This is a genomic window from Streptomyces sp. NPDC028928, from assembly GCF_055564915.1.
In genome coordinates this window covers 119,847-145,884 of sequence record NZ_JBVHVI010000018.1, presented here as the reverse complement: position 1 = coordinate 145,884, position 26,038 = coordinate 119,847, and the positions used below count along the sequence as shown (strand labels likewise).

General features: G+C 70.2%; 21 protein-coding genes. 4 read left to right on the top strand and 17 right to left on the bottom strand.

Annotated elements, in window-relative coordinates; all coding sequences use genetic code 11:
- Nucleotides 1-60: 60 nt before the first annotated feature.
- Both ACZ4U1_RS34915 and ACZ4U1_RS34910 read right to left on the bottom strand, forming a co-directional pair.
- Nucleotides 61-1,263 carry an FAD-dependent oxidoreductase gene (locus ACZ4U1_RS34915; protein ID WP_467908178.1) on the bottom strand — a complete coding sequence of 401 codons (1,203 nt, stop codon included), beginning with the start codon at nt 1,261-1,263 and terminating at the stop codon, nt 61-63.
- A 157-nt stretch (nt 1,264-1,420) separates the two neighbouring features.
- On the bottom strand, nt 1,421-2,659 hold the full coding sequence (locus ACZ4U1_RS34910) for a carboxylate--amine ligase (RefSeq protein ID WP_467908200.1): 1,239 nt from the start codon (nt 2,657-2,659) through the stop codon (nt 1,421-1,423).
- 267 nt (nt 2,660-2,926) lie between these two features.
- Between ACZ4U1_RS34910 and fahA the strand changes: the two genes are divergently transcribed.
- Nucleotides 2,927-4,144, top strand: coding sequence for a fumarylacetoacetase (gene fahA / locus ACZ4U1_RS34905; RefSeq protein WP_467908177.1), 1,218 nt, complete (start codon nt 2,927-2,929; stop codon nt 4,142-4,144).
- Nucleotides 4,145-4,437: 293 nt separating this feature from the next.
- Complete coding sequence (locus tag ACZ4U1_RS34900) at nt 4,438-5,376, top strand: M56 family metallopeptidase (protein ID WP_467908176.1); 939 nt, start codon at nt 4,438-4,440, stop codon at nt 5,374-5,376.
- Nucleotides 5,377-5,452: 76 nt separating this feature from the next.
- Here ACZ4U1_RS34900 and recQ read toward each other — a convergent pair whose 3' ends face one another.
- The gene (recQ, locus tag ACZ4U1_RS34895; protein WP_467908175.1) at nt 5,453-7,471 is read right to left on the bottom strand and encodes a DNA helicase RecQ; all 2,019 of its coding nucleotides are present in this window, start codon (nt 7,469-7,471) and stop codon (nt 5,453-5,455) included.
- Nucleotides 7,472-7,684: 213 nt separating this feature from the next.
- Here recQ and ACZ4U1_RS34890 point away from each other — a divergent pair, with 213 nt between their 5' ends.
- Nucleotides 7,685-8,287 (top strand): Uma2 family endonuclease, encoded by a 603-nt coding sequence (locus tag ACZ4U1_RS34890; protein WP_467908174.1) that lies wholly within the window; start codon nt 7,685-7,687, stop codon nt 8,285-8,287.
- Nucleotides 8,288-8,355: 68 nt separating this feature from the next.
- Here the strand turns inward: ACZ4U1_RS34890 and nuoN are convergent, their stop codons facing one another.
- Genes nuoN through ACZ4U1_RS34820 form a run of 14 tightly spaced genes read right to left on the bottom strand, consistent with a single transcriptional unit; the run spans nt 8,356 to nt 24,405 of the window.
- Nucleotides 8,356-10,005, bottom strand: a complete 1,650-nt coding sequence (nuoN, locus tag ACZ4U1_RS34885) for an NADH-quinone oxidoreductase subunit NuoN (protein WP_467908173.1) — start codon at nt 10,003-10,005, stop codon at nt 8,356-8,358.
- Nucleotides 10,002-11,573 (bottom strand): NADH-quinone oxidoreductase subunit M, encoded by a 1,572-nt coding sequence (locus ACZ4U1_RS34880; RefSeq protein WP_467908172.1) that lies wholly within the window; start codon nt 11,571-11,573, stop codon nt 10,002-10,004. Before ACZ4U1_RS34880 ends, nuoN begins: the two co-directional genes overlap by 4 nt.
- Before the next feature lie 5 nt (nt 11,574-11,578).
- Nucleotides 11,579-13,525 carry an NADH-quinone oxidoreductase subunit L gene (nuoL, locus tag ACZ4U1_RS34875; protein WP_467908171.1) on the bottom strand — a complete coding sequence of 649 codons (1,947 nt, stop codon included), beginning with the start codon at nt 13,523-13,525 and terminating at the stop codon, nt 11,579-11,581.
- A gap of 15 nt (nt 13,526-13,540) precedes the next feature.
- Nucleotides 13,541-13,840 carry an NADH-quinone oxidoreductase subunit NuoK gene (gene nuoK / locus ACZ4U1_RS34870; protein WP_028420845.1) on the bottom strand — a complete coding sequence of 100 codons (300 nt, stop codon included), beginning with the start codon at nt 13,838-13,840 and terminating at the stop codon, nt 13,541-13,543.
- Entirely contained in the window at nt 13,837-14,682 is an 846-nt protein-coding gene (locus ACZ4U1_RS34865) for an NADH-quinone oxidoreductase subunit J (protein WP_467908170.1), read from the bottom strand. Before ACZ4U1_RS34865 ends, nuoK begins: the two co-directional genes overlap by 4 nt.
- On the bottom strand, nt 14,679-15,329 hold the full coding sequence (nuoI, locus tag ACZ4U1_RS34860) for an NADH-quinone oxidoreductase subunit NuoI (RefSeq protein ID WP_467908169.1): 651 nt from the start codon (nt 15,327-15,329) through the stop codon (nt 14,679-14,681). The genes ACZ4U1_RS34865 and nuoI overlap by 4 nt, the downstream gene beginning before the upstream one ends.
- Complete coding sequence (gene nuoH / locus ACZ4U1_RS34855) at nt 15,322-16,686, bottom strand: NADH-quinone oxidoreductase subunit NuoH (RefSeq protein ID WP_467908168.1); 1,365 nt, start codon at nt 16,684-16,686, stop codon at nt 15,322-15,324. Before nuoH ends, nuoI begins: the two co-directional genes overlap by 8 nt.
- Nucleotides 16,683-19,184, bottom strand: coding sequence for an NADH-quinone oxidoreductase subunit G (locus ACZ4U1_RS34850; protein WP_467908167.1), 2,502 nt, complete (start codon nt 19,182-19,184; stop codon nt 16,683-16,685). Before ACZ4U1_RS34850 ends, nuoH begins: the two co-directional genes overlap by 4 nt.
- Complete coding sequence (nuoF, locus tag ACZ4U1_RS34845) at nt 19,181-20,530, bottom strand: NADH-quinone oxidoreductase subunit NuoF (RefSeq protein ID WP_189298033.1); 1,350 nt, start codon at nt 20,528-20,530, stop codon at nt 19,181-19,183. Before nuoF ends, ACZ4U1_RS34850 begins: the two co-directional genes overlap by 4 nt.
- A complete protein-coding gene (gene nuoE / locus ACZ4U1_RS34840; protein ID WP_467908166.1) occupies nt 20,527-21,393 on the bottom strand; it encodes an NADH-quinone oxidoreductase subunit NuoE in 867 nt (288 codons plus the stop codon). Before nuoE ends, nuoF begins: the two co-directional genes overlap by 4 nt.
- On the bottom strand, nt 21,390-22,712 hold the full coding sequence (locus ACZ4U1_RS34835; RefSeq protein WP_467908165.1) for an NADH-quinone oxidoreductase subunit D: 1,323 nt from the start codon (nt 22,710-22,712) through the stop codon (nt 21,390-21,392). Before ACZ4U1_RS34835 ends, nuoE begins: the two co-directional genes overlap by 4 nt.
- Nucleotides 22,709-23,479, bottom strand: a complete 771-nt coding sequence (locus tag ACZ4U1_RS34830; protein ID WP_467908164.1) for an NADH-quinone oxidoreductase subunit C — start codon at nt 23,477-23,479, stop codon at nt 22,709-22,711. Before ACZ4U1_RS34830 ends, ACZ4U1_RS34835 begins: the two co-directional genes overlap by 4 nt.
- Entirely contained in the window at nt 23,476-24,030 is a 555-nt protein-coding gene (locus ACZ4U1_RS34825) for a NuoB/complex I 20 kDa subunit family protein (protein ID WP_007383964.1), read from the bottom strand. Before ACZ4U1_RS34825 ends, ACZ4U1_RS34830 begins: the two co-directional genes overlap by 4 nt.
- Before the next feature lie 15 nt (nt 24,031-24,045).
- Nucleotides 24,046-24,405, bottom strand: a complete 360-nt coding sequence (locus ACZ4U1_RS34820) for an NADH-quinone oxidoreductase subunit A (RefSeq protein ID WP_003992243.1) — start codon at nt 24,403-24,405, stop codon at nt 24,046-24,048.
- Nucleotides 24,406-25,151: 746 nt separating this feature from the next.
- On the opposite strand from ACZ4U1_RS34820, the gene ACZ4U1_RS34815 reads away from it, so the two are divergent.
- Nucleotides 25,152-25,976, top strand: a complete 825-nt coding sequence (locus ACZ4U1_RS34815; RefSeq protein ID WP_467908163.1) for a C40 family peptidase — start codon at nt 25,152-25,154, stop codon at nt 25,974-25,976.
- Nucleotides 25,977-26,038 lie beyond the last annotated feature (62 nt).

Here is a 26,038-nt window from a genome sequence, read left to right as displayed (position 1 = left end):
GTACGGCCCCAAGTTGCGCCCACGGACGCCCCGATGAGAGTGCCGCCGTGGGCCCCGGACTCAACTGTGGGCGGCGGCCAGGTGCTTCGCCAGGCGCGGGGAGGCGAACTCCGTACCGCAGACGAAGCGCATCACCGGCCCGTACGACGACGCCGCCGGCAGGCCGGTGAAGTACAGACCGGGCACGGAGGAGACGTAACCGGGGCCGAGCCGGGGGGTGCCGCGGCTCACCGCGAGCCGGGTGCGCAGCTCGTGGCCGAGGAAGTCCATCGCCGCGATGTCGACGCGGTAGCCGGTGGCGGCGATGACGTGGTCAGCGGTGAGCTGCTCGGTACGGCCGCCGTGGGTGCGGACGGTGAGCACCGGGCTGCCGCCGCGGGCCTCGGCGCTGACCACCCGTTCGACCTCCTGCACCCGCACCCCGCTCTCGAAGCGCTCGCGCAGCCACCAGGCGCCGAGCGGGCCGAGGACCCGGCGGACCAGATAGTGACGGGCGGGCTCCGGCAGGAACCGGTACGGGTGCGGGTAGTAGCTGAGTGCCCACAGCGACCAGGCGCGGCCGAACGGGGACTGGGGGCGGAACCTCGGCTGGTCCCAGGGCGCGGCACCGAAGGCGACCCGGCCGCGTCCGCGCGCGACCACGCGCACGTGTGCGCCCGCCTCCGCCGCGAGCGCCGCCGTCTCCAGCGCGGACTGGCCGGCGCCTATGACGATCAGCTCCTTGCCGGCGAACCGGCCGAGGTCGTGGTGCTGGGCGCTGTGCGAGACCGGGCCGGTCGGGGCGGGGCCGTCGGCCGCCGCTCCCGCCAGCTCGGCCGGCAGGTGGGCCAGCCCGGACAGGCCGGTGGCGACGACGACCGCGCGCGCGGTGAACAGCTCTCCGGAGTCCAGCTTGAGTTCGAAGCCGCCGCGGCCGTCACGGTCGACGGAGACGACCCGCACCCGCTCCAGGCCGGGGACCAGGCTGCGCTGGAACCACTCCCCGTAGGCGATGAAGGTCTCCACCGGGATGATGTCCTCGTCGGTCACCAGGCGGCGGATGCCGGCCGCGTCGCAGTAGTCGGCGAGGGTGTGGCCGGGCTGGGGGCAGTCGAGGTTGGAGGCGGCGGGCGTCGACTTCAGGAGCATGCCCTCGGGCATGTGGTCGCGCCAGCTCACCATGGGGTCGCCGAAGACGCGGACGGGGATGCCGCGCGCCCGCAGATGGGCGGCGGTGGACAGGCCGAAGGGCCCGGCCCCGATGACTGCAACCGGTCGGATCACGAAGTCCCTCCCCAGGACACGGTGCGCCACGCTGGCGTGGCTTTTGCCTACTTCGTGGTGGTCGTTGCCTGCTTCGTGGTGGTCGTTGCCTGCTTCGTGGTGGTCGTCGCCTGCTTCGTGGTGGTCGTCGCCTGCTTCGTGGTGGTCGTCGCCTTCTTCATGAGGTGCTGCCGCCGCGGCGGCTGGTCCGCCACAGTTGATAGAGGTGCTTCGCGCCCGGGCGCACGAAGCGGGCGAGCATCGTGACGAACGGGAGCGGGTCGTCGCCCGCCAGCCAGGCCAGCTCCGTCCCGCTCGCCTTCGCCGGCGCGTGCGGCGTCGTGTAGCCGCTGCGGCGGTAGGCGAGGAGGGCGGGGAGGTCGATGTTCTCCACGATGTAGCGCCGGCCGGTGCGCTGTTCCCCCTCCGGTACAGGGCGGCCGGTCAGGTGCAGGTGCAGCGCGCGGACGACGTCCACGCCCGACTGGCTCTCGAACAGCCGGAACTGGGCGCCCATGCGCGGGTTGAAGTCGAGGAGCTTGTACTGTCCGTCGCGCCGGTCGAAGCGCAGGTCGAGGTCGATGATGCCGCTGAAGCCGATCTGCTTGATGAAACGCGCGGCGAGGTCGGCGAGTTCCGGGTTGTCGACGACGTAGGCGTTCGCCGTCATGCCGGCGTGCGGCGGCCAGGAGCGGACCTTGACCCCGGTGAACAGCGCGAGCGGACTGGAGTCCTGGTCGAAGCAGGCGTGCACGATCCAGTCCTCGGCCTCCTCCCGCGGCAGGTACTCCTGGAGGATCACACCGGGCTCCTCGCCCCAGTCGCGGGCCAGACGGAGCAGTCCCGCTCGCGTGCCGATCCTCGTGGTGCCGTTCACTGCGGGCCGGCGGCGCCGGACGAACGCCTCGCGGTTCTTGGCCACCACCGGGAACCGGGCGGTGTCGGCGAAGGCGACGACGTCCTCGTACGACCGCGGGAACGCGGCCGCGGGGCTCGCCACGCCGTGCTCCACGCACAGTTCGTGCAGCCCCTGCTTGCTGGCCAGGCGGCGGGGCAGCGCGGGGTCCACGCGCGGGAGGAGAAAGGAACCGGCCAGGTCGCCCTGGTGCTCGGCGATCAGGACGGCGGCCTCCTCGTCCGTAGGGATCAGTACGGCCGGGCGGCCGATCCGGCGGCCGATCCGCAGCAGGCCCTCGACCAGCCGGCCCGGGTCCTCCGCGCCGGTCGTCGGCCATACGAAGGCCTTCTCCAGATAGCGCGAGGAGGCCGCCGGTGTGTACGGGTCCTCGGTGATGGCGTACATGGGCACGCCCAGGCGGCCCAGGCTGCGGATGGCGCCGACACCGCCGTGGTGCAGCGGGTAGTCGCCGAACTTGACGATCAGTCCCGGCACGTCACGGTCGGCGTGCACGGGCACGCTGACGGCGTTTCCGGCCACGGGTCCCCCCACGTGTCCCCCCAACGGAACGGACCCACCCCGTCCGTGTCCCAAAGGACGCTAAGCCGGAATTGCCGCCTCCAGCAAGACTTATCCGGACATTGCGAACTCTTTAGACACTGTGCGAGCAACCTTTCGAATGCCTCGTGCGGCACTGCCCAAGACACGCGAGTCGGCCGTAACGTGTGGCCCGACCACATGGAACGCAAGCCGTGCATGGCCCGGATGAGAGTGAGGCAGCACCCCATGCCCCCCTTCGACGTCCCCGAGGGCGACCCCTTCGGTCCGCACAACCTCCCCTATGGCGTGTTCTCGCCCCCCGGCAGCACGGAGCGGAGGATCGGCGTCCGGCTCGGGAACCACGTTCTCGACGCGGGCGCGACGGCCGCGGCGCTCGGCTCGCCCCACCAGGCGCTGCTCGCCCGACCCACCCTCAACCCGCTGCTCGCCGCCGGCCGCACCACCTGGTCGGACGTACGGCGCGCCGTCACCTCCTGGATCACGGACCCGGCGCACCGCGAGACCGTCGAGCCGCTCTTCCACCCCCTGGCCGAGGTGACCCTGCACCTGCCTTTCGAGGTCGCGGACTACGTCGACTTCTACGCCTCGGAGAACCACGCCCGCAACGTCGGCCAGATGTTCCGCCCGGACGCCGAGGACTCCCTCACCCCCAACTGGAAGCACCTGCCGATCGGGTACCACGGCCGCTCCGGCACGGTCGTCGTCTCGGGCACGGACGTCGTACGGCCGTCCGGGCAGCGCAAGGGCCCCGGCGACCCCGCGCCCGTCTTCGGACCGTCGATCCGGCTGGACATCGAGGCCGAGGTCGGCTTCGTCGTGGGCGTGCCGTCGCGGCTGGGCAGCCCGGTCGCGCTCGGCGACTTCCGGGAGCACGTGTTCGGGCTGTGCCTGCTGAACGACTGGTCCGCGCGGGACATCCAGGCCTGGGAGTACGTCCCCCTCGGTCCGTTCCTCGGCAAGTCCTTCGCCACCTCGGTGTCGGCGTGGATCACCCCGCTCGAAGCGCTGGAGCACGCGCGCGTGGCGCCCCCGGAACGCACGCACCCGCTGCTGCCCTACCTGGACGACTCGGCGCCCGGCGCCGAACCCGGCGGCTACGACCTCCGCATCTCCGTCGCGATCAACGGCCATGTGGTCTCCGAGCCGCCGTTCTCCACCATGTACTGGACCGCCGCCCAGCAGCTCGCCCACATGACGGTCAACGGTGCCTCGCTGCGCACCGGCGACCTGTACGGCTCGGGCACGGTCAGCGGCCCGGCCGAGAACCAGCGCGGCTCCCTGCTGGAGCTGACCTGGAACGGCCGCGACCCCCTCGAACTCCCCGACGGCAAGCGGACGTTCCTGGAGGACGGGGACGTGGTGACCCTGTCGGCCTGGGCTCCCGGCGCGGACGGGCGCCGGATCGGGCTGGGCGAGGTCAGCGGGCGGGTCGTGACGGGCTGACCCACGGCCGGTGCTGCCGGGCCGGGCCGGCCGGGGCACGGCACGGCTGGCACAGCTGACACGGCTGGCACAGCTGACACGCTGGCACGGCACGGCACGCGCGCGTGGCGCCGCGAGAACCGCCCACACGCGCGTGCCGCGGTCCGGCCGGATCGCCGCCGACACCTGACTCGCACGGCCCGTCTTCGTCATACTGACGGGGACACGCACCACGCGCGAGCCGCCGTCGCGTGTCGCGTGCCCGGCACCACCGACACCCGCACACCTCTCCGACCAGGAACCGGAGCCCCGGCATGACCGTCTGCCTGCTCCTGCTGAGCGTCGTCGCCCTCACGGCCGCCGTACCGGCACCGCGCGCGCTGACCCGCGCCGCCTGGCCCGAGCGGGAACCCGTGGTCGCGCTGTGGGTGTGGCAGTGCCTGGTCGCCACCGTGCTGCTGTGCTGCCTGACCGCGCTGGTCCTGGGCGCGGCGGCCGTCTTCCACACCGTCCGCGACCGCGTGTTCGCCCCCGCGCCGCCCGCCGTCACCGCCGCCTACGACCTGTCCACCGCGCCGGTGTGGGCCGCGGTGCTCACCATGCTGCTGGCCTGCGGCGCGGCCTGGACGACGGCGATGCTGGCCCGGGAACTCGTCGAGGCCCGCCGCAGCCGGGGCCAGGCCCGGGCACAGCTGCGCGAGCGCGCCCCCGAGCTGCCGGCCGGGCTGCCCGCGGCGCGCGGGCCGATGCTGGTGCTGGAGGACGAGTACCCGGACGCCTGGTGGATGCCGGGACACCCGCCGCAACTGGTCGTCACCACCGGGGCGTTGCACCGCCTCACCGACCTCCAGCTGGACGCCGTCCTCACCCACGAGCGGGGACACGCCCGCGCCCACCACGACTGGCTGCTGCACCTGTCCACCGCCCTCGCCACGGGCTTCCCGCGGGTGCCGCTCTTCGCCCACTTCTGCGACCAGACGCACCGCCTGGTCGAGCTGGCCGCCGACGACACGGCGTCCCGCCGCTGCGGGCACCTCACCACGGCCCTCGCCCTGATCGAGCTGAACCAGCACCGGGGCGTCCTGTCCTGCGACTCCAGCCGCCGCCTCCTCGGCGAGCGCGTCGACCGCCTGCTGGAGCCACCGCCGCGGCTGCTGCGCCGGCACCGAGCCCTGACGACGACGGTGGCCGCGCTGGTGCCGCTGCTCCCCTTGCTGATCACCTTCGCTCCGGGGCTGACGGCGCTGTCCTGACGGCACTGCCCTGACGGCACTGCCCTGACGGCACTGCCCTGACCGTGCCGGGCGATCCCGGGCCGGCCCGGCGGGCTTATATCCAGTCGTCCGGCTCCGGCTCGTCCGCCGGCTCGGGCCAGTCGTCCTCCGGCGCGTCATCGGCGGCCGGGGCGTCGTCGGGGGCCGGGGCGTCGTCGGGGGCCGGGGCCGCCCCGTTCAGGGAAGCCAGCACCTGGATCACGCCCTCCCCGTACGTCGCCAGCTTCTTCTCGCCGACACCGCTCACCGTGCCCAGTTCCCGCACCGAAGCCGGCCACCGGGTCACGATCTCCCGGAGGGTGGCGTCGTGGAAGATGACGTAGGCCGGGACGCCCTGCTCCCGGGCCTGTTCGGCGCGCCAGGCCCGCAGGGCCTCGAAGGCGGGGAGCAGCGCGTCGGGCAGTTCGGCCACGGCGGCCTTGGCCTTGCCGGTGCCTTGGGAGGCACCGGCGGAGCGCGACCGGGAGGCGGCCGGCTTCTTCGGCTCCTTGCGCAGCGGCACCTCGCGCTCCCGCCGCAGCACCGAACCGCTCGCCTCGGTGAGGACCAGCGTGCCGTACTCCCCCTCGACCGCGAGCAGCCCCTGGGCCAGCAGCTGCCGGATGACGCCCCGCCACTCGCCCTCGGTGAGGTCCTGGCCGATGCCGAAGACGGACAGCTGGTCGTGGTCGAACTGGATCACCTTGCCGGTGCGCTTGCCGAGCAGGATGTCCACGATCTGCATCGCGCCGAACTTCTGCCCGCGCTCCCGCTGCAGCCGCACCACCGTGGACAGCACCTTCTGCGCGGCGATCGTGCCGTCCCAGGTCTCGGGCGGGGTGAGGCACGTGTCGCAGTTGCCGCAGCCCGCGGCGTCGGCGTCCTGACCGAAGTAGGCGAGCAGCTGGCCGCGGCGGCACTGGGCGGTCTCGCACAGCGCGAGCATGGCGTCGAGGTGGGCGGCGGCCCGGCGGCGGAACGCCTCGTCGCCCTCGCCGGACTGGATGAGCTTGCGCTGCTGTATGACGTCGTTCAGGCCGTACGCCATCCAGGCCGTGGACGGCAGGCCGTCGCGGCCCGCCCGGCCGGTCTCCTGGTAGTAGCCCTCGATCGACTTGGGCAGGTCCAGATGGGCGACGAAGCGGACGTCCGGCTTGTCGATGCCCATGCCGAAGGCGATGGTCGCCACCACGACCAGGCCGTCCTCGCGCAGGAACCGGGACTGGTGCGCCGCGCGCGTGGCCGCGTCCAGGCCCGCGTGGTACGGCACCGCCGCGATGCCGTTGGCGGTCAAAAACTCCGCCGTGCGCTCCACGGAGTTGCGCGAGAGGCAGTACACGATGCCGGCGTCGCCCGCGTGCTCCTCGCGGAGGAAGGCGAGCAGCTGCTTCCTGGGATCGGCCTTCGGCACGATCCGGTACTGGATGTTGGGCCGGTCGAAGCTGGCGACGAAGTGCCGGGCCGTCGGCAGGTTCAGCCGCTGGGTGATCTCCTCGTGGGTGGCGCGGGTGGCCGTCGCGGTGAGGGCGATCCGCGGGACGTCCGGCCAGCGCTCGCCGAGCAGGGACAGGGAGAGATAGTCCGGGCGGAAGTCGTGGCCCCACTGGGACACACAGTGGGCCTCGTCGATGGCGAAGACGGAGATCTTGCCCCGGGAGAGCAGGTCCAGCGTGGCGTCCAGGCGCAGCCGCTCCGGCGCCAGGTACAGCAGGTCCAGCTCGCCGGCGAGGAACTCGGCCTCCATCACGCGGCGCTCGTCGAAGTCCTGCGTGGAGTTGATGAAGCCGGCGCGGACGCCGAGGGCGCGCAGGGCGTCCACCTGGTCCTGCATGAGGGCGATCAGCGGAGAGATCACCACGCCGGTGCCGGGCCGGACCAGGGCCGGGATCTGGTAGCAGAGCGACTTTCCGCCGCCGGTCGGCATGAGGACGAGGGCGTCGCCGCCCGCCACCACATGCTCGATGACCGCCTGCTGCTCGCCCCGGAAGGCGTCGTATCCGAAGACCCGGTGCAGCGTGGCCAGCGCCTCGCTGTCGGCCGTGCCCGGCCCTTCGGTCACCTGTGTCATCTCGCTGATACCGCCCGTCACGCCCATCGTCCTGTCCCCCGTCGGTCCCCCGTGTGTCGTCTCTCGACCGCTGCCTCCACCATAGGGGCCCGTACCGACAGCCCCGGAGTTATCCACAGGTTCGCCGGCGGCACCGCCCGTCAAGGACACACTCGTCGTTCACACGTTCGCGGGAGACTTGCCCTCTTTCCGCCCGATAGCCTGAACGCACTGGCGAGACTCCGTCGCATGGGAGCACTGATGAGCGTCGCACCGAAGGCGTCCGCGTCCAGCTGGCCGATCCCGCCGAAGGGCGGCTGGACCGCCGACGACCTGGACCGCCTCCCGAATCTTCCTCCGCACACGGAATTGATCGACGGGAGCCTGGTCTTCGTGAGTCCGCAGACGATGTTTCATGTACGGGCTGTCGACTTCTTCAATTGGCAGCTTCAGTCGCTGGCGCCGGAGGCATTCGAGGTCATCCGCGAGTTCACGATCGACATCGACCGCCAGAACCGGCCCGAGCCGGACGTCGTGGTGGTAAGCGCAGACGTGGTGGAGGACCCGAGCCAGACCCGCTTCCCAGCGGAGTCCGTCGTCCTGGCCATCGAGGTCGTCTCCGAGGACTCCGTCTCCCGCGACCGCGAGACCAAGCCACTCAAGTACGCCCGCGCCAAGATCCCCCACTACTGGCGGGTCGAGAACGAGAACGGTCGGGCCGCGGTGCACGTCTTCGAGCTGGAGCCGACGACCGGCACCTACACGAGCACCGGCATCTTCCGCGAGCGCATGAAGCTGGACGTGCCGTTCCCGGTGGACCTGGACCTCACCCAGATCAAGACGCGCCGCGACAGGAATCAGTGACTACGACGACATGCCGTTGCCCGGCACCCTGAGCGGGGTACCGGGCTTCGGCATGTCAGCGGTGCACCTCAGCGCACGAACACCCCCGCCTGGCTCGCCAGGTCCAGGAAGTACTGCGGGGCCACGCCCAGCACCAGCGTCATCGCCACGCCCACCCCGATCGCGACCATGGTCAGCGGAGACGGGACGGCGACGGTCGGGCCCTCCGGCCTCGGCTCGCTGAAGAACATCAGGACGATCACGCGGATGTAGAAGAACGCGGCGATCGCCGAGGAGATCACACCGACCACGACCAGCGGGGCCGCGCCGCCGTCCGCCGCCGCCTTGAACACGGCGAACTTCCCGGCGAACCCGGAGGTCAGCGGGATGCCGGCGAAGGCCAGCAGGAACACCGCGAAGACCGCCGCCACCAGCGGGGAGCGACGGCCGAGGCCCGCCCACTTGGACAGGTGGGTCGCCTCGCCGCCCGCGTCGCGCACCAGCGTGACCACGGCGAAGGCGCCGATCGTGACGAAGGAGTAGCCCGCCAGGTAGAAGAGGACGGACGACACGCCGTCCTTCGACGTGGCGATGACACCCGCGAGGATGAAGCCGGCGTGCGCGATGGACGAGTACGCCAGCAGCCGCTTGATGTCGGTCTGGGTGATGGCGACGATCGCACCGCCCAGCATGGTGATGATCGCCACGGCCCACATGACCGGCCGCCAGTCCCAGCGCAGCCCGGGCAGGACGACGTACAGCAGGCGCAGCAGCGCGCCGAACGCGGCCACCTTGGTCGCCGCCGCCATGAAGCCGGTCACCGGGGTGGGCGCGCCCTGGTAGACGTCGGGCGTCCACATGTGGAACGGCACCGCTCCCACCTTGAACAGCAGGCCCATCAGGAGCATGGCGCCGCCGACCAGCAGCAGCGCGTCGTTGCCCATGGTGTTGGCGAGCGCCGGGTCGACGTCGGTGGCCGTGCCGTCGACGACCTGGGCGATGCGCGCGTACGACAGCGAGCCCGCGTAGCCGTAGAGCAGCGCGATGCCGAACAGGGTGAACGCGGAGGCGAACGCTCCCAGCAGGAAGTACTTGACCGCGGCCTCCTGCGACATCAGCCGCTTGCGGCGGGCCAGCGCGCACAGCAGGTACAGCGGGAGGGAGAAGACCTCCAGGGCCACGAACAGGGTCAGCAGGTCGTTGGCCGCCGGGAACATCAGCATGCCGCCGATGGCGAAGAGCAGCAGCGGGAAGACCTCGGTGGTGGTGAAGCCGGCCTTCACCGCGGCCTTCTCGCTGTCGCTTCCGGGTACGGAGGCGGCCTGCGCGGCGAAGGAGTCGACCCGGTTGCCGTGTGCGGCCGGGTCCAGGCGCCGCTCGGCGAAGGTGAACAGGCCGACCAGACCGGCCAGCAGGATGGTGCCCTGCAGGAAGAGGGCCGGGCCGTCGACCGCGATCGCGCCCATGGCCGCGATGTGCGCCTTGGTGGTGCCGTACCCGTCGGCCGCCAGTGCGACGACCGCGGCGAACGCGGCGCACAGGGCTACGACGGACACGAACACCTGCGCGTGGTAGCGGGCCCGGCGCGGCACGAACGCCTCGATGAGCACCCCGACCAGCGCCGCACCGACGACGATCAGCGTCGGCGACAATTGTCCGTATTCGATCTTCGGCGCGTCGATCTTCGAGATCGGATCGGCCGCCGTTGTCCACAGGCTGTGGACGACTGGTGCGCTCACTTGGCCGCCTCCACCTCGGGCTTGGGGTCCTTCTTCTGTACGTCGGACATGGTCTGTTTGACCGCCGGGTTGACGATGTCCGTGACGGGCTTCGGGTAGACGCCCAGGAAGATCAGCAGCACGATCAGCGGGGCGACGACGACCAGTTCGCGCACCCGGAGGTCGGGCATCGTCGAGACCTCCGGCCTCACCGGGCCGGTCATCGTCCGCTGGTACAGCACGAGGGTGTACAGCGCGGCGAGCACGATGCCGAAGGTGGCGATGATGCCGATCACCGGATAGCGCGTGAACGTGCCGACCAGGACCAGGAACTCACTGACGAACGGCGCGAGGCCAGGCAGCGAGAGGGTGGCGAGGCCGCCGATCAGGAAGGTGCCGGCGAGCACCGGGGCGACCTTCTGCACACCGCCGTAGTCCGCGATGAGCCGCGAGCCGCGCCGGGAGATCAGGAAGCCGGCGACCAGCATCAGCGCGGCGGTCGAGATGCCGTGGTTGACCATGTAGAGCGTGGCGCCGGACTGGCCCTGGCTGGTCATCGCGAAGATGCCCATGATGATGAAGCCGAAGTGCGAGATCGACGCGTAGGCCACCAGGCGTTTGATGTCCCGCTGGCCGACGGCGAGCAGCGCGCCGTAGACGATGCTGATCAGCGCCAGGACGAGGATCACGGGCGTCGCCCACTTGCTGGCCTCCGGGAACAGCTGGAGGCAGAAGCGGAGCATCGCGAAGGTGCCCACCTTGTCGACCACCGCGGTGATGAGCACGGCGACCGGGGCGGTGGACTCCTGCATGGCGTTGGGCAGCCAGGTGTGCAGCGGCCACAGCGGCGCCTTCACCGCGAAGGCGAAGAAGAAGCCGAGGAACAGCCAGCGTTCCGTGCTGGTCGCCATGTGCAGCGAGCCGTTGGCGCGGGCCTCGGCGATCTCGGTGAGCGAGAAGTTCCCGGCGACCACGTAGAGGCCGATCACCGCGGCCAGCATGATCAGACCGCCGGCCAGGTTGTACAGCAGGAACTTCACCGCCGCGTACGACCGCTGCGTGGCGGCCGTCTCCTCGCCGTGCTCGTGGGCACGGTCCCCGAAGCCGCCGATGAGGAAGTACATCGGGATGAGCATGGCCTCGAAGAAGATGTAGAAGACGAAGACGTCGGTGGCCTCGAAGGAGATGACCACCATCGCCTCGACCGCCAGGATCAGCGCGAAGAAGCCCTGGGTGGGCCGCCAGCGGCGGCTGCCGGTCTCCAGCGGGTCGGCGTCGTGCCAGCCCGCGAGGATGATGAACGGGATCAGTACGGCGGTCAGCGCGATCAGCGCCACCGCGATGCCGTCGACGCCCAGCTCGTACCTGACCCCGAAGTCCTTGATCCAGGCGTGGGACTCGGTGAGCTGGTAGCGGGCGCCGTCCGGGTCGAAGCGGACCAGGACGGTGACCGCCAGGGCGAGTGTGGCGAGGGAGACGACCAGCGCCAGCCACTTGGCGGCGGTGCGCCGGGCGGCCGGCACGGCGGCCGTGGCGACGGCCCCGAGGGCCGGGAGCGCCGCCGTCGCTGTCAGCAGAGGAAAGGACATCGGTATCAGACCGCCCTCATCAGCAGGGTCGCGGCGACCAGGAGTGCCGCGCCGCCGAACATCGAGACCGCGTAGGAGCGGGCGAAGCCGTTCTGGAGCCGGCGCAGCCGCCCGGACAGGCCGCCGAAGCCGGCCGCCGTGCCGTTGACGACGCCGTCGACCAGGGTGTGGTCGACGTACACCAGGGAGCGCGTGAGGTGCTCGCCGCCGCGCACCAGGACCACGTGGTTGAAGTCGTCCTGGAGCAGGTCGCGGCGGGCGGCGCGGGTGAGCAGGGAGCCGCGCGGGGCGACGGCCGGGACGGGCCTGCGGCCGTACTGGGCCCAGGCGATGGCGACGCCGATGACCAGGCAGACCATGGTGGCCCCGGTGATCACCCCGGCGCTGAGCGGTGAGTCGCCGTGGTCGTGCCCGGTGACCGGCTCCAGCCAGTTGAGGAAGCGGTCCCCGATGCTGAAGAACGCACCGCCGAAGACCGAGCCGACGGCCAGGACGATCATCGGGATCGTCATGACCTTCGGGGACTCGTGCGGGTGCGGCTCGGCGTGTTCGCCGCGGGTCTCGGCGGCGGGCTCCACGCTGGGCTCGGCCGGGGACGGGGTCGGGGCGTGGCGCCACCGTTCCTCTCCGAAGAACGTCATCAGCATCACGCGCGTCATGTAGAAGGCGGTGATGGCCGCACCGAGCAGGGCCGCGCCGCCGAGGATCCAGCCCTCGGTGCCGCCCTTGGCGAACGCCGCCTCGATGATCTTGTCCTTGGAGAAGAAGCCGGACAGGCCCGGGAAGCCGATGATGGCGAGGTAGCCGAGGCCGAAGGTGATGAACGTGACCGGCATGTACGTGCGCAGGCCGCCGTAGCGGCGCATGTCGACCTCGTCGTTCATGCCGTGCATCACGGAACCGGCGCCGAGGAACAGACCGGCCTTGAAGAAGCCGTGCGTCACCAGGTGCATGATCGCGAAGACGTAGCCGATGGGGCCGAGGCCCGCGGCCAGCACCATGTAGCCGATCTGCGACATGGTCGAGCCGGCCAGCGCCTTCTTGATGTCGTCCTTGGCGCAACCGACGATCGCACCGAACAGGAGCGTGACCGCGCCGACGACGGTGACGGCCAGCTGGGCGTCGGGGGCGGCGTTGAAGATCGCGCCGGAGCGGACGATGAGGTAGACGCCCGCGGTCACCATGGTCGCCGCGTGGATGAGGGCGGAGACCGGGGTCGGGCCCTCCATGGCGTCGCCGAGCCAGGACTGGAGCGGCACCTGGGCGGACTTGCCGCACGCGGCGAGCAGCAGCATCAGGCCGATCGCGGTGAGCTTGCCCTCGGAGGTGTCACCGGTGTGGCCGAGGACCGGGCCGAACGCGAAGCTGCCGAAGGTGGTGAACATCAGCATGATCGCGATCGACAGGCCCATGTCGCCGACGCGGTTGACCAGGAAGGCCTTCTTCGCGGCCGTGGCGGCGCTGGGCTTGTGCTGCCAGAAGCCGATCAGCAGGTACGAGGCGAGACCGACGCCCTCCCAGCCGACGTACAGCAGCAGGTAGTTGTCGGCGAGGACGAGCAGCAGCATCGCCGCGAGGAACAGGTTCAGGTAGCCGAAGAAGCGGCGGCGCCGCTCGTCGTGCTCCATGTACCCGACCGAGTACAGGTGGATCAGCGAGCCGACACCCGTGATGAGCAGCACGAACGTCATGGACAGCTGGTCCAGGCGGAAGGTGACGTCCGCCTGGAAGCCGGCCACCGGGACCCAGCTGAACAGGTGCTGCATCAGGGTCCGGTCCTCGGCTCCCTTGCCCAGCAGGTCGGCGAAGAGTACGACACCGAGGGCGAAGGAGACGAACGAGAGCAGCGTGCCGATCCAGTGGCCGACGGCGTCGAGCCGCCGGCCGCCGACCAGGAGGACGGCCGCTCCGAGCAGGGGCGCCGCGATGAGCGGCGCGATCAGGTTCTCCACGATTCTTCCGACCCCTTACAGCTTCATCAGGCTGGCGTCGTCGACCGAGGCCGAGTGGCGGGTGCGGAACAGCGACACGATGATCGCGAGGCCCACCACGACCTCCGCGGCGGCGACGACCATCGTGAAGAAGGCGATGATCTGGCCGTCGAGGTTGCCGTGCATCCGGGAGAAGGCGACGAACGCGAGGTTGCAGGCGTTCAGCATCAGCTCGATGCACATGAAGACCACGATGGCGTTGCGCCGGATCAGTACGCCCGTCGCGCCGATCGTGAACAGCAGGGCGGCGAGGTAGAGGTAGTTGACCGGGTTCACTTCGACGCCTCCTCGGGCCGCTTGAACGTCTCCGGCTCGATCGCCCGGCGCTCCAGGCGTTCCTCCGCGCGCTGCTCCAGCGCCCGCAGGTCGTTGAGCGCCTCCGCGGACACGTCACGGATCTGGCCGCGTTCGCGCAGCGTCTTGTTGACGGTCAGCTCGGACGGGGTGCCGTCGGGCAGCAGGCCCGCGATGTCCACGGCGTTGTGCCGGGCGTAGACACCGGGGGCGGGCAGCGGCGGGATGTGCTTGCCCTCACGGATGCGCTGTTCGGACAGCTCGCGCTGGGTCCTGGCGCGCTCGGTGCGCTCGCGGTGGGTGAGCACCATGGCGCCGACGGCGGCCGTGATCAGCAGTGCGCCGGTGATCTCGAAGGCGAAGACGTACTTGGTGAAGATGAGGGACGCGAGGCCCTCCACGTTGCCGTTCGCGTTCGCCTGGCCGGTGCCGTTGAACTCCTTCAGGGAGGCGTTGCCGATGCCGGCGAACAGCAGGACACCGAAACCGACGCCACACACGAGGGCCAGCCAGCGCTGGCCCTTGATGGTCTCCTTCAGGGAGTCCGCGGCCGTGACGCCGACGAGCATCACCACGAACAGGAACAGCATCATGATCGCGCCGGTGTAGACGACGATCTGCACGATGCCGAGGAAGTAGGCGCCGTTGGCGAGGTAGAACACCGCCAGGACGATCATGGTGCCGGCGAGGCAGAGCGCGCTGTGCACGGCCTTCTTCATGAAGACGGTGCCGAGGGCGCCGATCACCGCGACCGTGCCGAGGACCCAGAACTGGAACGCCTCACCGGTGGAGGTCGTATAGGCGGCGAGGTGCTGCGCGCTCATCGGTCGATCACCTTCTCCGAGGCCGGCTCGTCCTCGCCGAAGGTGGACGCCGCCTCCTGCGGTACCTCTCCCTGGGAGACGGCGACCTGGCGGACCGTACCGGGCGCGGCCTGGGTCACCAGGCCGCGGTAGTAGTCCTGTTCGTCCGTCCCCGGGAAGATCGCGTGCGGCGTGTCGACCATGCCCTCTTCGAGACCGGCGAGCAGCTGCTCCTTGGTGTAGATGAGGTTGGCGCGGCTGGAGTCCGCCAGCTCGAACTCGTTGGTCATCGTGAGCGCGCGCGTGGGGCACGCCTCGATGCACAGCCCGCACAGGATGCAGCGGGCGTAGTTGATCTGGTACACGCGGCCGTACCGCTCGCCCGGCGAGTAGCGTTCCTCGTCGGTGTTGTCGGCGCCCTCCACGTAGATGGCGTCCGCGGGGCAGGCCCAGGCGCACAGCTCGCAGCCGACGCACTTCTCCAGGCCGTCCGGATGGCGGTTGAGCTGGTGCCGTCCGTGGAACCGCGGAGCCGTGGTCTTCTTCTGCTCCGGGTACTGCTCGGTCAGCCGCTTCTTGAACATGGCCTTGAAGGTCACGCCGAAGCCGGCCACCGGGTTCTGGAAGCCGGGCTCGGTCCGCCCGGTCTCCTGAGGCTCCTCAGCCATCGGACGCCTCCTTTCCATCCGAAGATCCGTCACTGACAGTGTCCGACCCGCCACTGACAATCAGCTCCCGCTCCCGGCGTGACCTGCGCCTGGGCACCGGCGGCAGCTCCTGCCCGGGCAGCGGCGGCACGGGGAACCCGCCCGCCGTCGGGTCGAAGGCCGGCTGCCGGTCGGCAGGCTGCTCGGCCGGCTTCGCCTTCTCGCGGAACATGTCGGCGACGAAGGAGATCAGCAGCAGGGCGAGGACACCGCCGCCGACGTAGAGGGCGATGTCGGCGAAGTCGTAGTTCTCGTTGCGCAGGGCGCGGACGGTCGCGACCAGCATCAGCCAGGTCACGGAGACCGGGATGAGGACCTTCCAGCCGAGCTTCATCAGCTGGTCGTAGCGGACGCGCGGGAGCGTGCCGCGCAGCCAGATGAAGAAGAACAGCAGCAGCTGGACCTTGACGACGAACCAGAGCAGCGGCCACCAGCCGTGGTTCGCGCCCTCCCAGAAACCGCTGACCGGCCAGGGGGCGCGCCAGCCGCCGAGGAACAGGGTGGTCGAGACGGCCGAGACCGTCACCATGTTCACGTACTCGGCGAGCATGAACATCGCGAACTTGATCGACGAGTACTCGGTGTTGAAGCCGCCGACCAGGTCGCCCTCGGACTCCGGCATGTCGAAGGGGGCGCGGTTGGTCTCGCCGACCATCGTGACGATGTACAGGATGAAGGAGACCGGCAGCAGCAGGATGTACCAGCGGTCGTGCTGCTGCTCCACGATCGTGGACGTCGACATCGAGCCCGAGTACAGGAACACGGAGGCGAACGCGGCGCCCATGGCGATCTCGTACGAGATCATCTGCGCGCAGGAGCGCAGGCCGCCGAGGAGCGGGTAGGTGGATCCGGAACTCCAGCCCGCGAGCACGATGCCGTAGATGCCGACCGAGGCGACCGCGAGGATGTAGAGCATCGCGATCGGCAGGTCGGTGAGCTGCATGGTGGTGCGGTGGCCGAAGATCGAGATCTCGTTGCCGGCCGGCCCGAAGGGGATCACCGCGATCGCCATGAAGGCCGGGATGGCCGCGACGATCGGCGCGAGGACGTAGACCACCTTGTCCGCGCGCTTGACGATGATGTCTTCCTTGAGCATCAGTTTCACGCCGTCGGCGAGCGACTGGAGCATGCCCCAGGGGCCGTGCCGGTTGGGGCCGATGCGCAGCTGCATCCAGGCGACGACCTTGCGTTCCCAGACGATGGAGAACAGCACGGTCACCATCAGGAAGGCGAAGCAGAACACCGCCTTGACGACAACCAGCCACCAGGGGTCGCGGCCGAACATCGAGAGGTCTTCAGCGGCGAGGTACGGGCTCATGCCTCCACCTCCTTGGGGGCCTCGCCGGCGACTGCCGCCGGGCCGATGCGGACGAGGGAGCCGGGCCGTGCCCCGGTGTCGGAGGCGACGCCGGCACCGACGGAGTTCAGCGGGAGCCAGACCACCCGGTCGGGCATCTCGGTGACCTGAAGGGGAAGTTCGACCGTGCCGGCCGGGCCGGTGACGGCCAGGCTGCCGCCGTCCGCGACGCCCGCCTCGGCGGCCGTCGCGGCGGACACGCGCGCGCGTGCGGCGTGCCGGGTGCCGGCGAGCGCCTCGTCGCCCTCCTGCAGGACGCCCTGGTCGAGCAGCAGCCGGTGCCCGGCGAGTACGGCCTCGCCGGCGGCCGGGCGGGGCAGCGGGTCCGCGGACTCCATGGGTTCGGAGGCGCGGGGGCCGTCCCAGGAGCCGAGCCGGTCGATCTCCGCGCGCGTGGTGCGCAGATCCGGCAGACCCACATGGACGTCCATGGCGTCGGCGAGCATGTGCAGCACGCGCATGTCGGTCGGCGCGAGCCGGCGGGTCATCTGGTCGGGCTTGAGCGCGGCCTCGAAGGACCGCACCCTGCCCTCCCAGTTGAGGAAGGTGCCCGCCTTCTCGGCGACCGCGGCGACCGGCAGGACGACATCGGCGCGCTCGGTGACCTCGCTGGGCCGCAGCTCCAGGGACACCAGGAAGCCGACGCTGTCGAGCGCCTCACGCGCGCGTGCCGGGTCGGGCAGGTCGGCGACCTCCACGCCGGCGACCACCAGTGCGGACAGTTCACCGGAGGCGGCGGCCTCGATGATCTGGTGGGTGTCACGGCCGTAGCGCAGCGGGAGTTCCGCCAGGCCCCAGGCGGCGGCGACCTCCTCCCGCGCGCGCGGGTCGGTCGCGGGGCGGCCGCCCGGCAGCAGCGAGGGCAGCGCGCCCGCCTCGACCGCGCCGCGCTCACCGGCCCGGCGCGGGATCCACACCAGGTCGGCGCCGGTCGCGGTGGCGGCGCGCAGCGCGGCGGTGAGGCCGCCCGCGACACCGGCCAGCCGCTCCCCTACGACGATGACGGCGCCCTCGGTGCGCAGGGCCTCGGCGGCAAGCGTGCCGGGCTCCTCCAGACCGACGCCGCTCGCGAGGGCGTCCAGCCACTCCGTCTCGGTACCCGGTGCGGCCGGCAGCAGCGTGCCGCCCGCCTTCTCCAGGCCCCGGGTGGCGTGCGTGGCCAGCGCGAACACCCGCTGCTTGCGCTTGCGCCAGGCCTTGCGCAGCCGCAGGAAGACGCCCGGGGCCTCCTCCTCCGACTCGAAGCCGACCAGCAGGACGGCGGGCGCCTTCTCCAGGGAGGTGTACGTGACGCCCGTACCGTCGAGGTCGCGGCCGCGGCCGGCGATCCGCGCGGCCAGGAAGTCGGCCTCCTCGCCGCTGTGCACGCGTGCGCGGAAGTCGATGTCGTTGGTGTCGAGCGCAACGCGCGCGAACTTGCTGTACGCGTAGGCGTCCTCGACGGTCAGCCGGCCGCCGATGAGGACGCCGGCCCGGGAGCGGGCCGCGGTCAGGCCCCGCGCCGCCGCCTGAAGCGCCTCGGGCCAGGAGGCGGGCTCCAGGACACCGTCGGCGTTGCGGACGAGGGGAGTGTCGAGACGATCCTTCTGCTGCGCGTACCGGAACGCGAAGCGTCCCTTGTCGCAGATCCACTCCTCGTTGACCTCGGGGTCGTAGGCGGCGAGCCGCCGCATGACCTTGCCGCGCCGGTGGTCGGTGCGGGTGGCACAGCCGCCGGAGCAGTGCTCGCACACCGACGGCGAGGAGACCAGGTCGAAGGGGCGGGAGCGGAACCGGTAGGCGGCCGAGGTGAGCGCGCCGACCGGGCAGATCTGGATGGTGTTGCCGGAGAAGTACGACTCGAACGGGTCGCCCTCACCCGTGCCGACCTGCTGGAGCGCGCCCCGCTCGACCAGCTCGATCATGGGGTCGCCCGCGATCTGGTTGGAGAAGCGGGTGCAGCGGGCGCACAGCACGCACCGCTCGCGGTCGAGCAGCACCTGCGTGGAGATCGGTACGGGCTTCTCGTAGGTCCGCTTCTTGCCGTCGAAGCGGGACTCGGCGTTGCCGTGCGACATCGCCTGGTTCTGCAGCGGGCACTCGCCGCCCTTGTCGCAGACCGGGCAGTCCAGCGGGTGGTTGATGAGCAGCAGCTCCATCACTCCGTGCTGGGCCTTCTCGGCGACCGGGGAGGTGAGGTGGGTCTTCACCACCATTCCGTCGGTGCAGGTGATGGTGCAGGACGCCATCGGCTTGCGCTGGCCCTCGACCTCGACGATGCACTGGCGGCAGGCGCCGGCCGGGTCCAGGAGGGGGTGGTCGCAGAACCGCGGGATCTCGATGCCGAGCTGCTCGGCGGCCCGGATCACCAGGGTGCCCTTGGGCACGCTGATCTCGATGCCGTCGATCGTCAGCGTGACGAGGTCCTCCGGCGGGACCGCCTGTCCCCCTCCCGTGGGGGCGCTCGTGGTCACGGTCATGCGTTCACCTCCGGGCGGTCCGCCCAGGCCGTCGACTTGGCCGGGTCGAAGGGGCAGCCCCGGCCCGTGATGTGCTGCTCGTACTCCTCGCGGAAGTACTTCAGCGAGGAGAAGATCGGGGATGCGGCGCCGTCACCGAGGGCGCAGAAGGACTTGCCGTTGATGTTGTCGGCGATGTCGTTCAGCTTGTCGAGGTCGGACATGACGCCCTTGCCGGCCTCGATGTCCCGCAGCAACTGCACCAGCCAGTACGTCCCCTCACGGCAGGGGGTGCACTTGCCGCAGGACTCGTGGGCGTAGAACTCGGTCCAGCGGGTCACGGCCCGCACCACGCAGGTCGTCTCGTCGAAGCACTGCAGGGCCTTGGTGCCGAGCATGGAGCCGGCGGCGCCCACTCCCTCGTAGTCGAGCGGGACGTCGAGGTGCTCGTCGGTGAACATCGGCGTGGAGGAACCGCCCGGTGTCCAGAACTTCAGGCGGTGGCCCGGCCGCATGCCGCCGCTCATGTCGAGGAGCTGGCGCAGCGTGATGCCGAGCGGTGCCTCGTACTGGCCGGGGCTCGCGACGTGGCCGCTGAGCGAGTAGAGCGTGAAGCCCGGGGACTTCTCGCTGCCCATCGACCTGAACCAGTCCTTGCCGTTTTTCAGGATGGCGGGAACCGACGCGATCGACTCGACGTTGTTCACAACAGTCGGACAGGCGTAGAGGCCTTCCACCGCAGGGAAGGGGGGACGGAGCCGCGGTTGACCACGGCGGCCTTCGAGCGAGTCGAGCAGTGCGGTCTCCTCACCGCAGATGTACGCGCCGGCGCCCGCGTGCACGGTGAGCTGGAGGTCGAGCCCGCTGCCCAGGATGTTCTCGCCGAGGTAGCCCGCCGCGTAGGCCTCGCGCACGGCCTCGTGCAACCGCCGCAGAACGGGGACGACTTCACCACGCAGATAGATGAAGGCATGCGACGACCTGATGGCATAGCACGCGATCACAATGCCCTCGATGAGGCTGTGCGGGTTCGCGAAGAGGAGCGGGATGTCCTTGCAGGTGCCCGGCTCCGATTCGTCGGCGTTGACAACTAGATAGTGCGGTTTTCCATCACCCTGAGGAATGAACTGCCACTTCATTCCGGTCGGGAATCCCGCGCCGCCGCGGCCTCGCAGCCCGGAGTCCTTGACGTACGCGATCAGGTCGTCCGGCGACATGGCGAGGGCCTTGCGGAGCCCCTCGTACCCCTCGTGCCTCCGGTAGACGTCCAGGGTCCAGGACCGGTCCTCGTCCCAGAAGGCCGACAGCACGGGTGCGAGCAGCTTCTCGGGGCTCGAGTCCTTGAGTTCGGCTGCCACGGTCATCACTCCCCCTCCTCTGCGGTAGGCCCTGCGGGGTGCGCGGGGTCGGAGGCCGATGTGTCCTGCGGCGCGTCATGGGAACTGAGGTGCTCGGCCGGCGACGGCTCGTGCACCCTGTCCTGCGGTTCCTCGTGCGGACCTCCGCGCGGATGGACCACGCGCGCGGGTGCGGTCTCTCCCCTTGCCAGGCGAAGGCCCACCAGCGACGCCGGTCCCGCACTGCCGCCCTCCTCGACGGCCCCGGGCCGCTCGTCGGGGAAGCCGGCCAGAATCCGCGCGGTCTCCTTGAAGGTGCACAGCCGCGCCCCGCGCGTGGGCTGTACGGGCCGTCCCGCGCGCAGGTCGTCGACCAGGCGCTTGGCGCTCGCCGGGGTCTGGTTGTCGAAGAACTCCCAGTTGACCATCACGACCGGCGCGTAGTCGCAGGCCGCGTTGCACTCGATGTGCTCCAGGGTGACCTTGCCGTCGTCGGTGGTCTCGCCGTTGCCGAGGCCCAGGTGTTCCTGGAGGGTCTCGAAGATCGCGTCGCCGCCCATCACCGCGCACAGCGTGTTGGTGCACACGCCCACCTGGTAGTCACCGGAGGGCCTGCGCCGGTACATGGTGTAGAAGGTGGCGACGGCGGTGACCTCGGCCGTGGTCAGGCCCAGCATGTCCGCGCAGAACCGCATTCCGGTGCGCGTGACATGGCCCTCCTCCGACTGCACGAGGTGGAGCAGCGGCAGCAGGGCGGACCGGGAGTCGGGGTAGCGCGCGATCACTTCGCGCGCGTCCGCCTCCAGCCGGGCCCGGACGTCGTCCGGGTAGGCGGGTGCGGGCAGTTCGGGCATGCCCAGGCTGACGCCCCGCTCGGAAGAAGAGGTGGTCACCGGTCGACGCCTCCCATCACGGGGTCGATGGACGCGACGGCGACGATGACGTCGGCGACCTGGCCGCCCTCGCACATCGCCGCCATGGCCTGCAGGTTGGTGAAGGACGGGTCGCGGAAGTGGACCCGGTAGGGGCGGGTGCCGCCGTCGGAGACGGCATGCACCCCGAGTTCGCCCTTGGGCGATTCGACGGCCGCGTACGCCTGTCCCGGCGGGACGCGGAAGCCCTCGGTGACCAGCTTGAAGTGGTGGATCAGGGCCTCCATGGAGGTGCCCATGATCTTCTTGATGTGGTCGAGGGAGTTGCCGAGCCCGTCCGGTCCCAGAGCGAGCTGGGCGGGCCAGGCGATCTTCTTGTCGGCGACCATGACCGGGCCGGGCTGGAGCCGGTCCAGGCACTGCTCGACGATCCGGAGCGACTGGCGCATCTCCTCCAGGCGGACGAGGAAGCGGCCGTAGGCGTCGCAGGTGTCGGCGGTCGGGACGTCGAAGTCGTACGTCTCGTAGTCGCAGTACGGCTGTGCCTTGCGCAGGTCGTGCGGCAGGCCGGTGGAGCGCAGGATCGGGCCGGTCGCGCCGAGGGCCATGCAGCCGGCCAGGTCCAGGTAGCCGATGTTCTGCATGCGGGCCTTGAAGATGGGGTTCCCGGTGGCGAGCTTGTCGTACTCCGGGAGGTTCTTCTTCATCTTCTTCACGAACTCGCGGATCTGGTCCACCGCGCCGGGCGGCAGGTCCTGGGCGAGTCCGCCGGGCCGGATGTACGCGTGGTTCATGCGCAGGCCCGTGATCAGCTCGTAGAGGTCGAGAATCATTTCACGATCACGGAATCCGTAGATCATGATCGTGGTGGCGCCCAGCTCCATGCCGCCGGTGGCGATGCACACCAGGTGGGAGGACATCCGGTTCAGCTCCATCAGGAGCACCCGGATGATCTTGGCGCGCTCGGTGATCTGGTCCTCGATGCCGAGGAGCTTCTCGACGGCGAGGCAGTAGGCGGTCTCGTTGAAGAAGGACGTCAGGTAGTCCATGCGCGTGACGAAGGTGGTGCCCTGCGTCCACGTGCGGTATTCGAGGTTCTTCTCGATGCCGGTGTGGAGGTAGCCGATGCCGCAGCGGGCCTCGGTGACCGTCTCGCCCTCGATCTCCAGGATCAGACGGAGCACTCCGTGGGTGGACGGGTGCTGGGGACCCATGTTGACGACGATGCGTTCGTCGTCGGCGCGGGCCGCGGACTGGACGACCTCGTCCCAGTCGCCGCCGGTGACCGTATATACGGTGCCCTCGGTGGTCTCGCGAGGGGATGCCTGGGAAGTGCTCACGAGTACGACCTCCGCTGGTCCGGAGCCGGGATCTGGGCGCCCTTGTACTCGACGGGGATGCCGCCGAGGGGGTAGTCCTTGCGCTGCGGGTGGCCCTGCCAGTCGTCCGGCATCATGATCCGCGTCAGGGCCGGGTGACCGTCGAAGACGATCCCGAAGAAGTCGTAGGTCTCGCGCTCGTGCCAGTCGTTGGTCGGGTAGACGGAGACCAGCGACGGGATGCGGGGGTCGCTGTCGGGCGCGCTGACTTCCAGGCGGATCAGCCGGTTGTGGGTGATCGAGCGCAGGTGGTAGACGGCGTGCAGCTCGCGGCCCTTGTCGTTCGGGTAGTGGACGCCGCTGACGCCGGTGCACAGCTCGAAGCGCAGGGCCGGGTCGTCGCGCAGGGTGCGGGCGACGCGGAGCAGGTGCTCGCGTTCGATGTGGAAGGTCAGCTCGTCGCGGTCGACGACCGTCTTCTCGATGGCGTTCTCGGGGAGGAGTCCCTGTTCCTCCAGGGCGCCCTCCAGCTCGTCGGCGACCTCGTCGAACCAGCCGCCGTAAGGGCGGACCGCCGGTCCCGGGAGTCGGACCGAGCGGACCAGGCCGCCGTAGCCGGAGGTGTCGCCGCCGTTGTCGGCGCCGAACATGCCGCGCTGGACGCGGATCTCCTCGCCGCCCTGGCCGCGCTGGCCGGGGAGGTTGGAGGCGGAGAGGTCCTTCTCGGGGTTCACCCCGTTCGCGGATCCGTTGACGCCGCCCGCGCCGGTGCCGTTCGCGTCGCTCACCGCAGCAGCCCCTTCATCTCGATCGTGGGCAGGGCCTTGAGCGCCGCCTCCTCCGCCTCGCGGGCCGCTTCCTCGGCGTTCACGCCGAGCTTGGAGGACTGGATCTTCTGGTGGAGCTTGAGGATCGCGTCCATCAGCATCTCGGGGCGGGGCGGGCAGCCGGGCAGGTAGATGTCGACCGGCACGATGTGGTCGACGCCCTGGACGATCGCGTAGTTGTTGAACATGCCGCCGGAGGAGGCGCAGACGCCCATGGAGATCACCCACTTGGGGTTGGGCATCTGGTCGTAGACCTGCCTCAGGACGGGCGCCATCTTCTGGCTGACCCGGCCGGCGACGATCATCAGGTCCGCCTGGCGCGGCGAGCCGCGGAAGACCTCCATGCCGAAGCGGGCGAGGTCGTAGCGCCCGGCGCCGGTGGTCATCATCTCGATGGCGCAGCAGGCGAGGCCGAAGGTGGCCGGGAAGACGGACGCCTTGCGCACCCAGCCCGCGGCCTGCTCGACGGTGGTGAGCAGGAATCCGCTCGGCAGCTTTTCTTCGAGTCCCATGTCGTTAAAGGCCCCTCAGTCCCATTCCAGGCCGCCGCGCCGCCATACGTACGCGTACGCGACGAAGACGGTGAGCACGAAGAGCAGCATCTCCACGAGCCCGAAAATCCCCAGGGCGTCGAAGGTGACGGCCCAGGGGTAGAGGAAGACGATCTCGATGTCGAAGACGATGAAGAGCATCGCCGTCAGGTAGTACTTGATGGGGAAGCGCCCGCCGCCGGCCGGCGTGGGGGTCGGCTCGATGCCGCACTCGTAGGCTTCGAGCTTGGCGCGGTTGTACCGCTTCGGACCGATCAGCGTGGCCATGACCACGGAGAAGATCGCAAAGCCTGCCCCGAGGGCTCCCAGTACGAGGATGGGCGCATACGCGTTCACCGCTCCTCGCTCCTCTCAGTCGGCACTGACTGCTGGCGGTTGCACTGGGCTCACTCCTGCCTCACCGGCCCCTCGGACCCCGCTCGTCCCGGGCGAAGATCGAGAACATGTGAAGCAGGTCACAAGCCCAACTGCCTCGCATCTTATGCCCGCCGCTCTGTGATCTGCGACACGGGGTATTGCACAAGCTTTGTGATCTCCACCACCTGACGAAGGATCATGAAGTCGGATGATGAGTGATCTTCATACGCGAAGCGTTCAGTTGATCACCAGAAGTGACAATCTTGCATGTCATCGCAGGCCGGAGGGGGCGTCTCCATATCAAGAGACTTCCGTTGCATGCAAATTGGCGCTGGACTCCGACTCTTGATAGTGGGGCTCGTTCACACATCAGGGGGAGGCCGGAGCGGGGTGTGGACGGAACCCGGACCGCGTGCACGCGTTCACGAGCCGTCCACCCGCGCGGGACGCCGAGGTCACGGTGGCCGTTCCGTGACCTCCATCACATTGATGAGAGACCTCTGAGAACCGGGCTTGGCCAACGACCGCAACCAGTGGTAGGCGGAGGGCAATTCGGACGTAATGATCAAAGACCGTGATCAAGGGCTTGATCACGGGCGTCCGCAATGTCCGTTACGGCGTCAATAAAGAGTGACGCGAGGCGGATTTCGGGTCTCGATTGAGCAACTGTGGCGCAGGACACGTTTCTTGAAGATATGAAGGAGCCCCTGGTACCGGTTGTTCCCATGTCCCACACCGCTCACATACGCAGCCACCGGAAGCCCCGCCGCAGCGCGTCGACCCTCGCCGTGCGGGCCGGCGTTGCCGGTGGCGTTCTCGGCACCCTGGCAGTCGCCGGGGCGTCCGGCTCGGCGAACGCGGCCGAGCCGGTGACGCAGACCCTCGAACTGCCCACCCTGACGGCCGACCTGGCCGCTCAGGCGGCCCAGACCGCGGACGCGACCGAGCAGGCCGCCGCGAACTACCAGCTGCAGGCCGAGCGTGACGCGGCTGCCGCCAAGGCCGCGAAGCAGGCGAAGGCGGACCTCGCCGAGGCCAAGAAGAAGGCGGCCGAGGCCAAGAAGAGGGCCGAGGAGGCCGCCCGCAAGGAGGCCGCCGCCCGGGCCTCGCGCAACGCGGACCGGACCACGCTCTCCACCACGGCGGGCGGCACCGAGGCCGGGACCTCCACCTCCACCAGCACGTCCACGGCCACCGGCTCGGCCGCGGCCGTCGTCAGCTTCGTCAAGGCACAGGTCGGCAAGGCGTACGTCTCCGGCGCCACCGGCCCGTCCGCCTACGACTGCTCCGGCCTGGTGCAGACGGCCTTCAAGCAGGTAGGCATCAGCCTGCCGCGCGTCTCCCAGGACCAGTCGACCGCCGGCACCCAGGTCTCGCTGAGCAACCTGCAGCCGGGCGACATCCTGTACTGGGGCGGCGCGGGCAGCGCGTACCACGTCGCCGTGTACGTCGGCGACGGTATGTTCGTGGGCGCCCAGAACCCCTCCAGCGGCGTCGTGGAGCGCCCGCTGTCGTACGACCCGCCCACCGGCGCCGTGCGGGTGCTCTGAGCGCACCGCACACCTCTCACAGACGCAGGGCCGCAGCCGCTCGGGGGCAGCGGCCCTCGCGG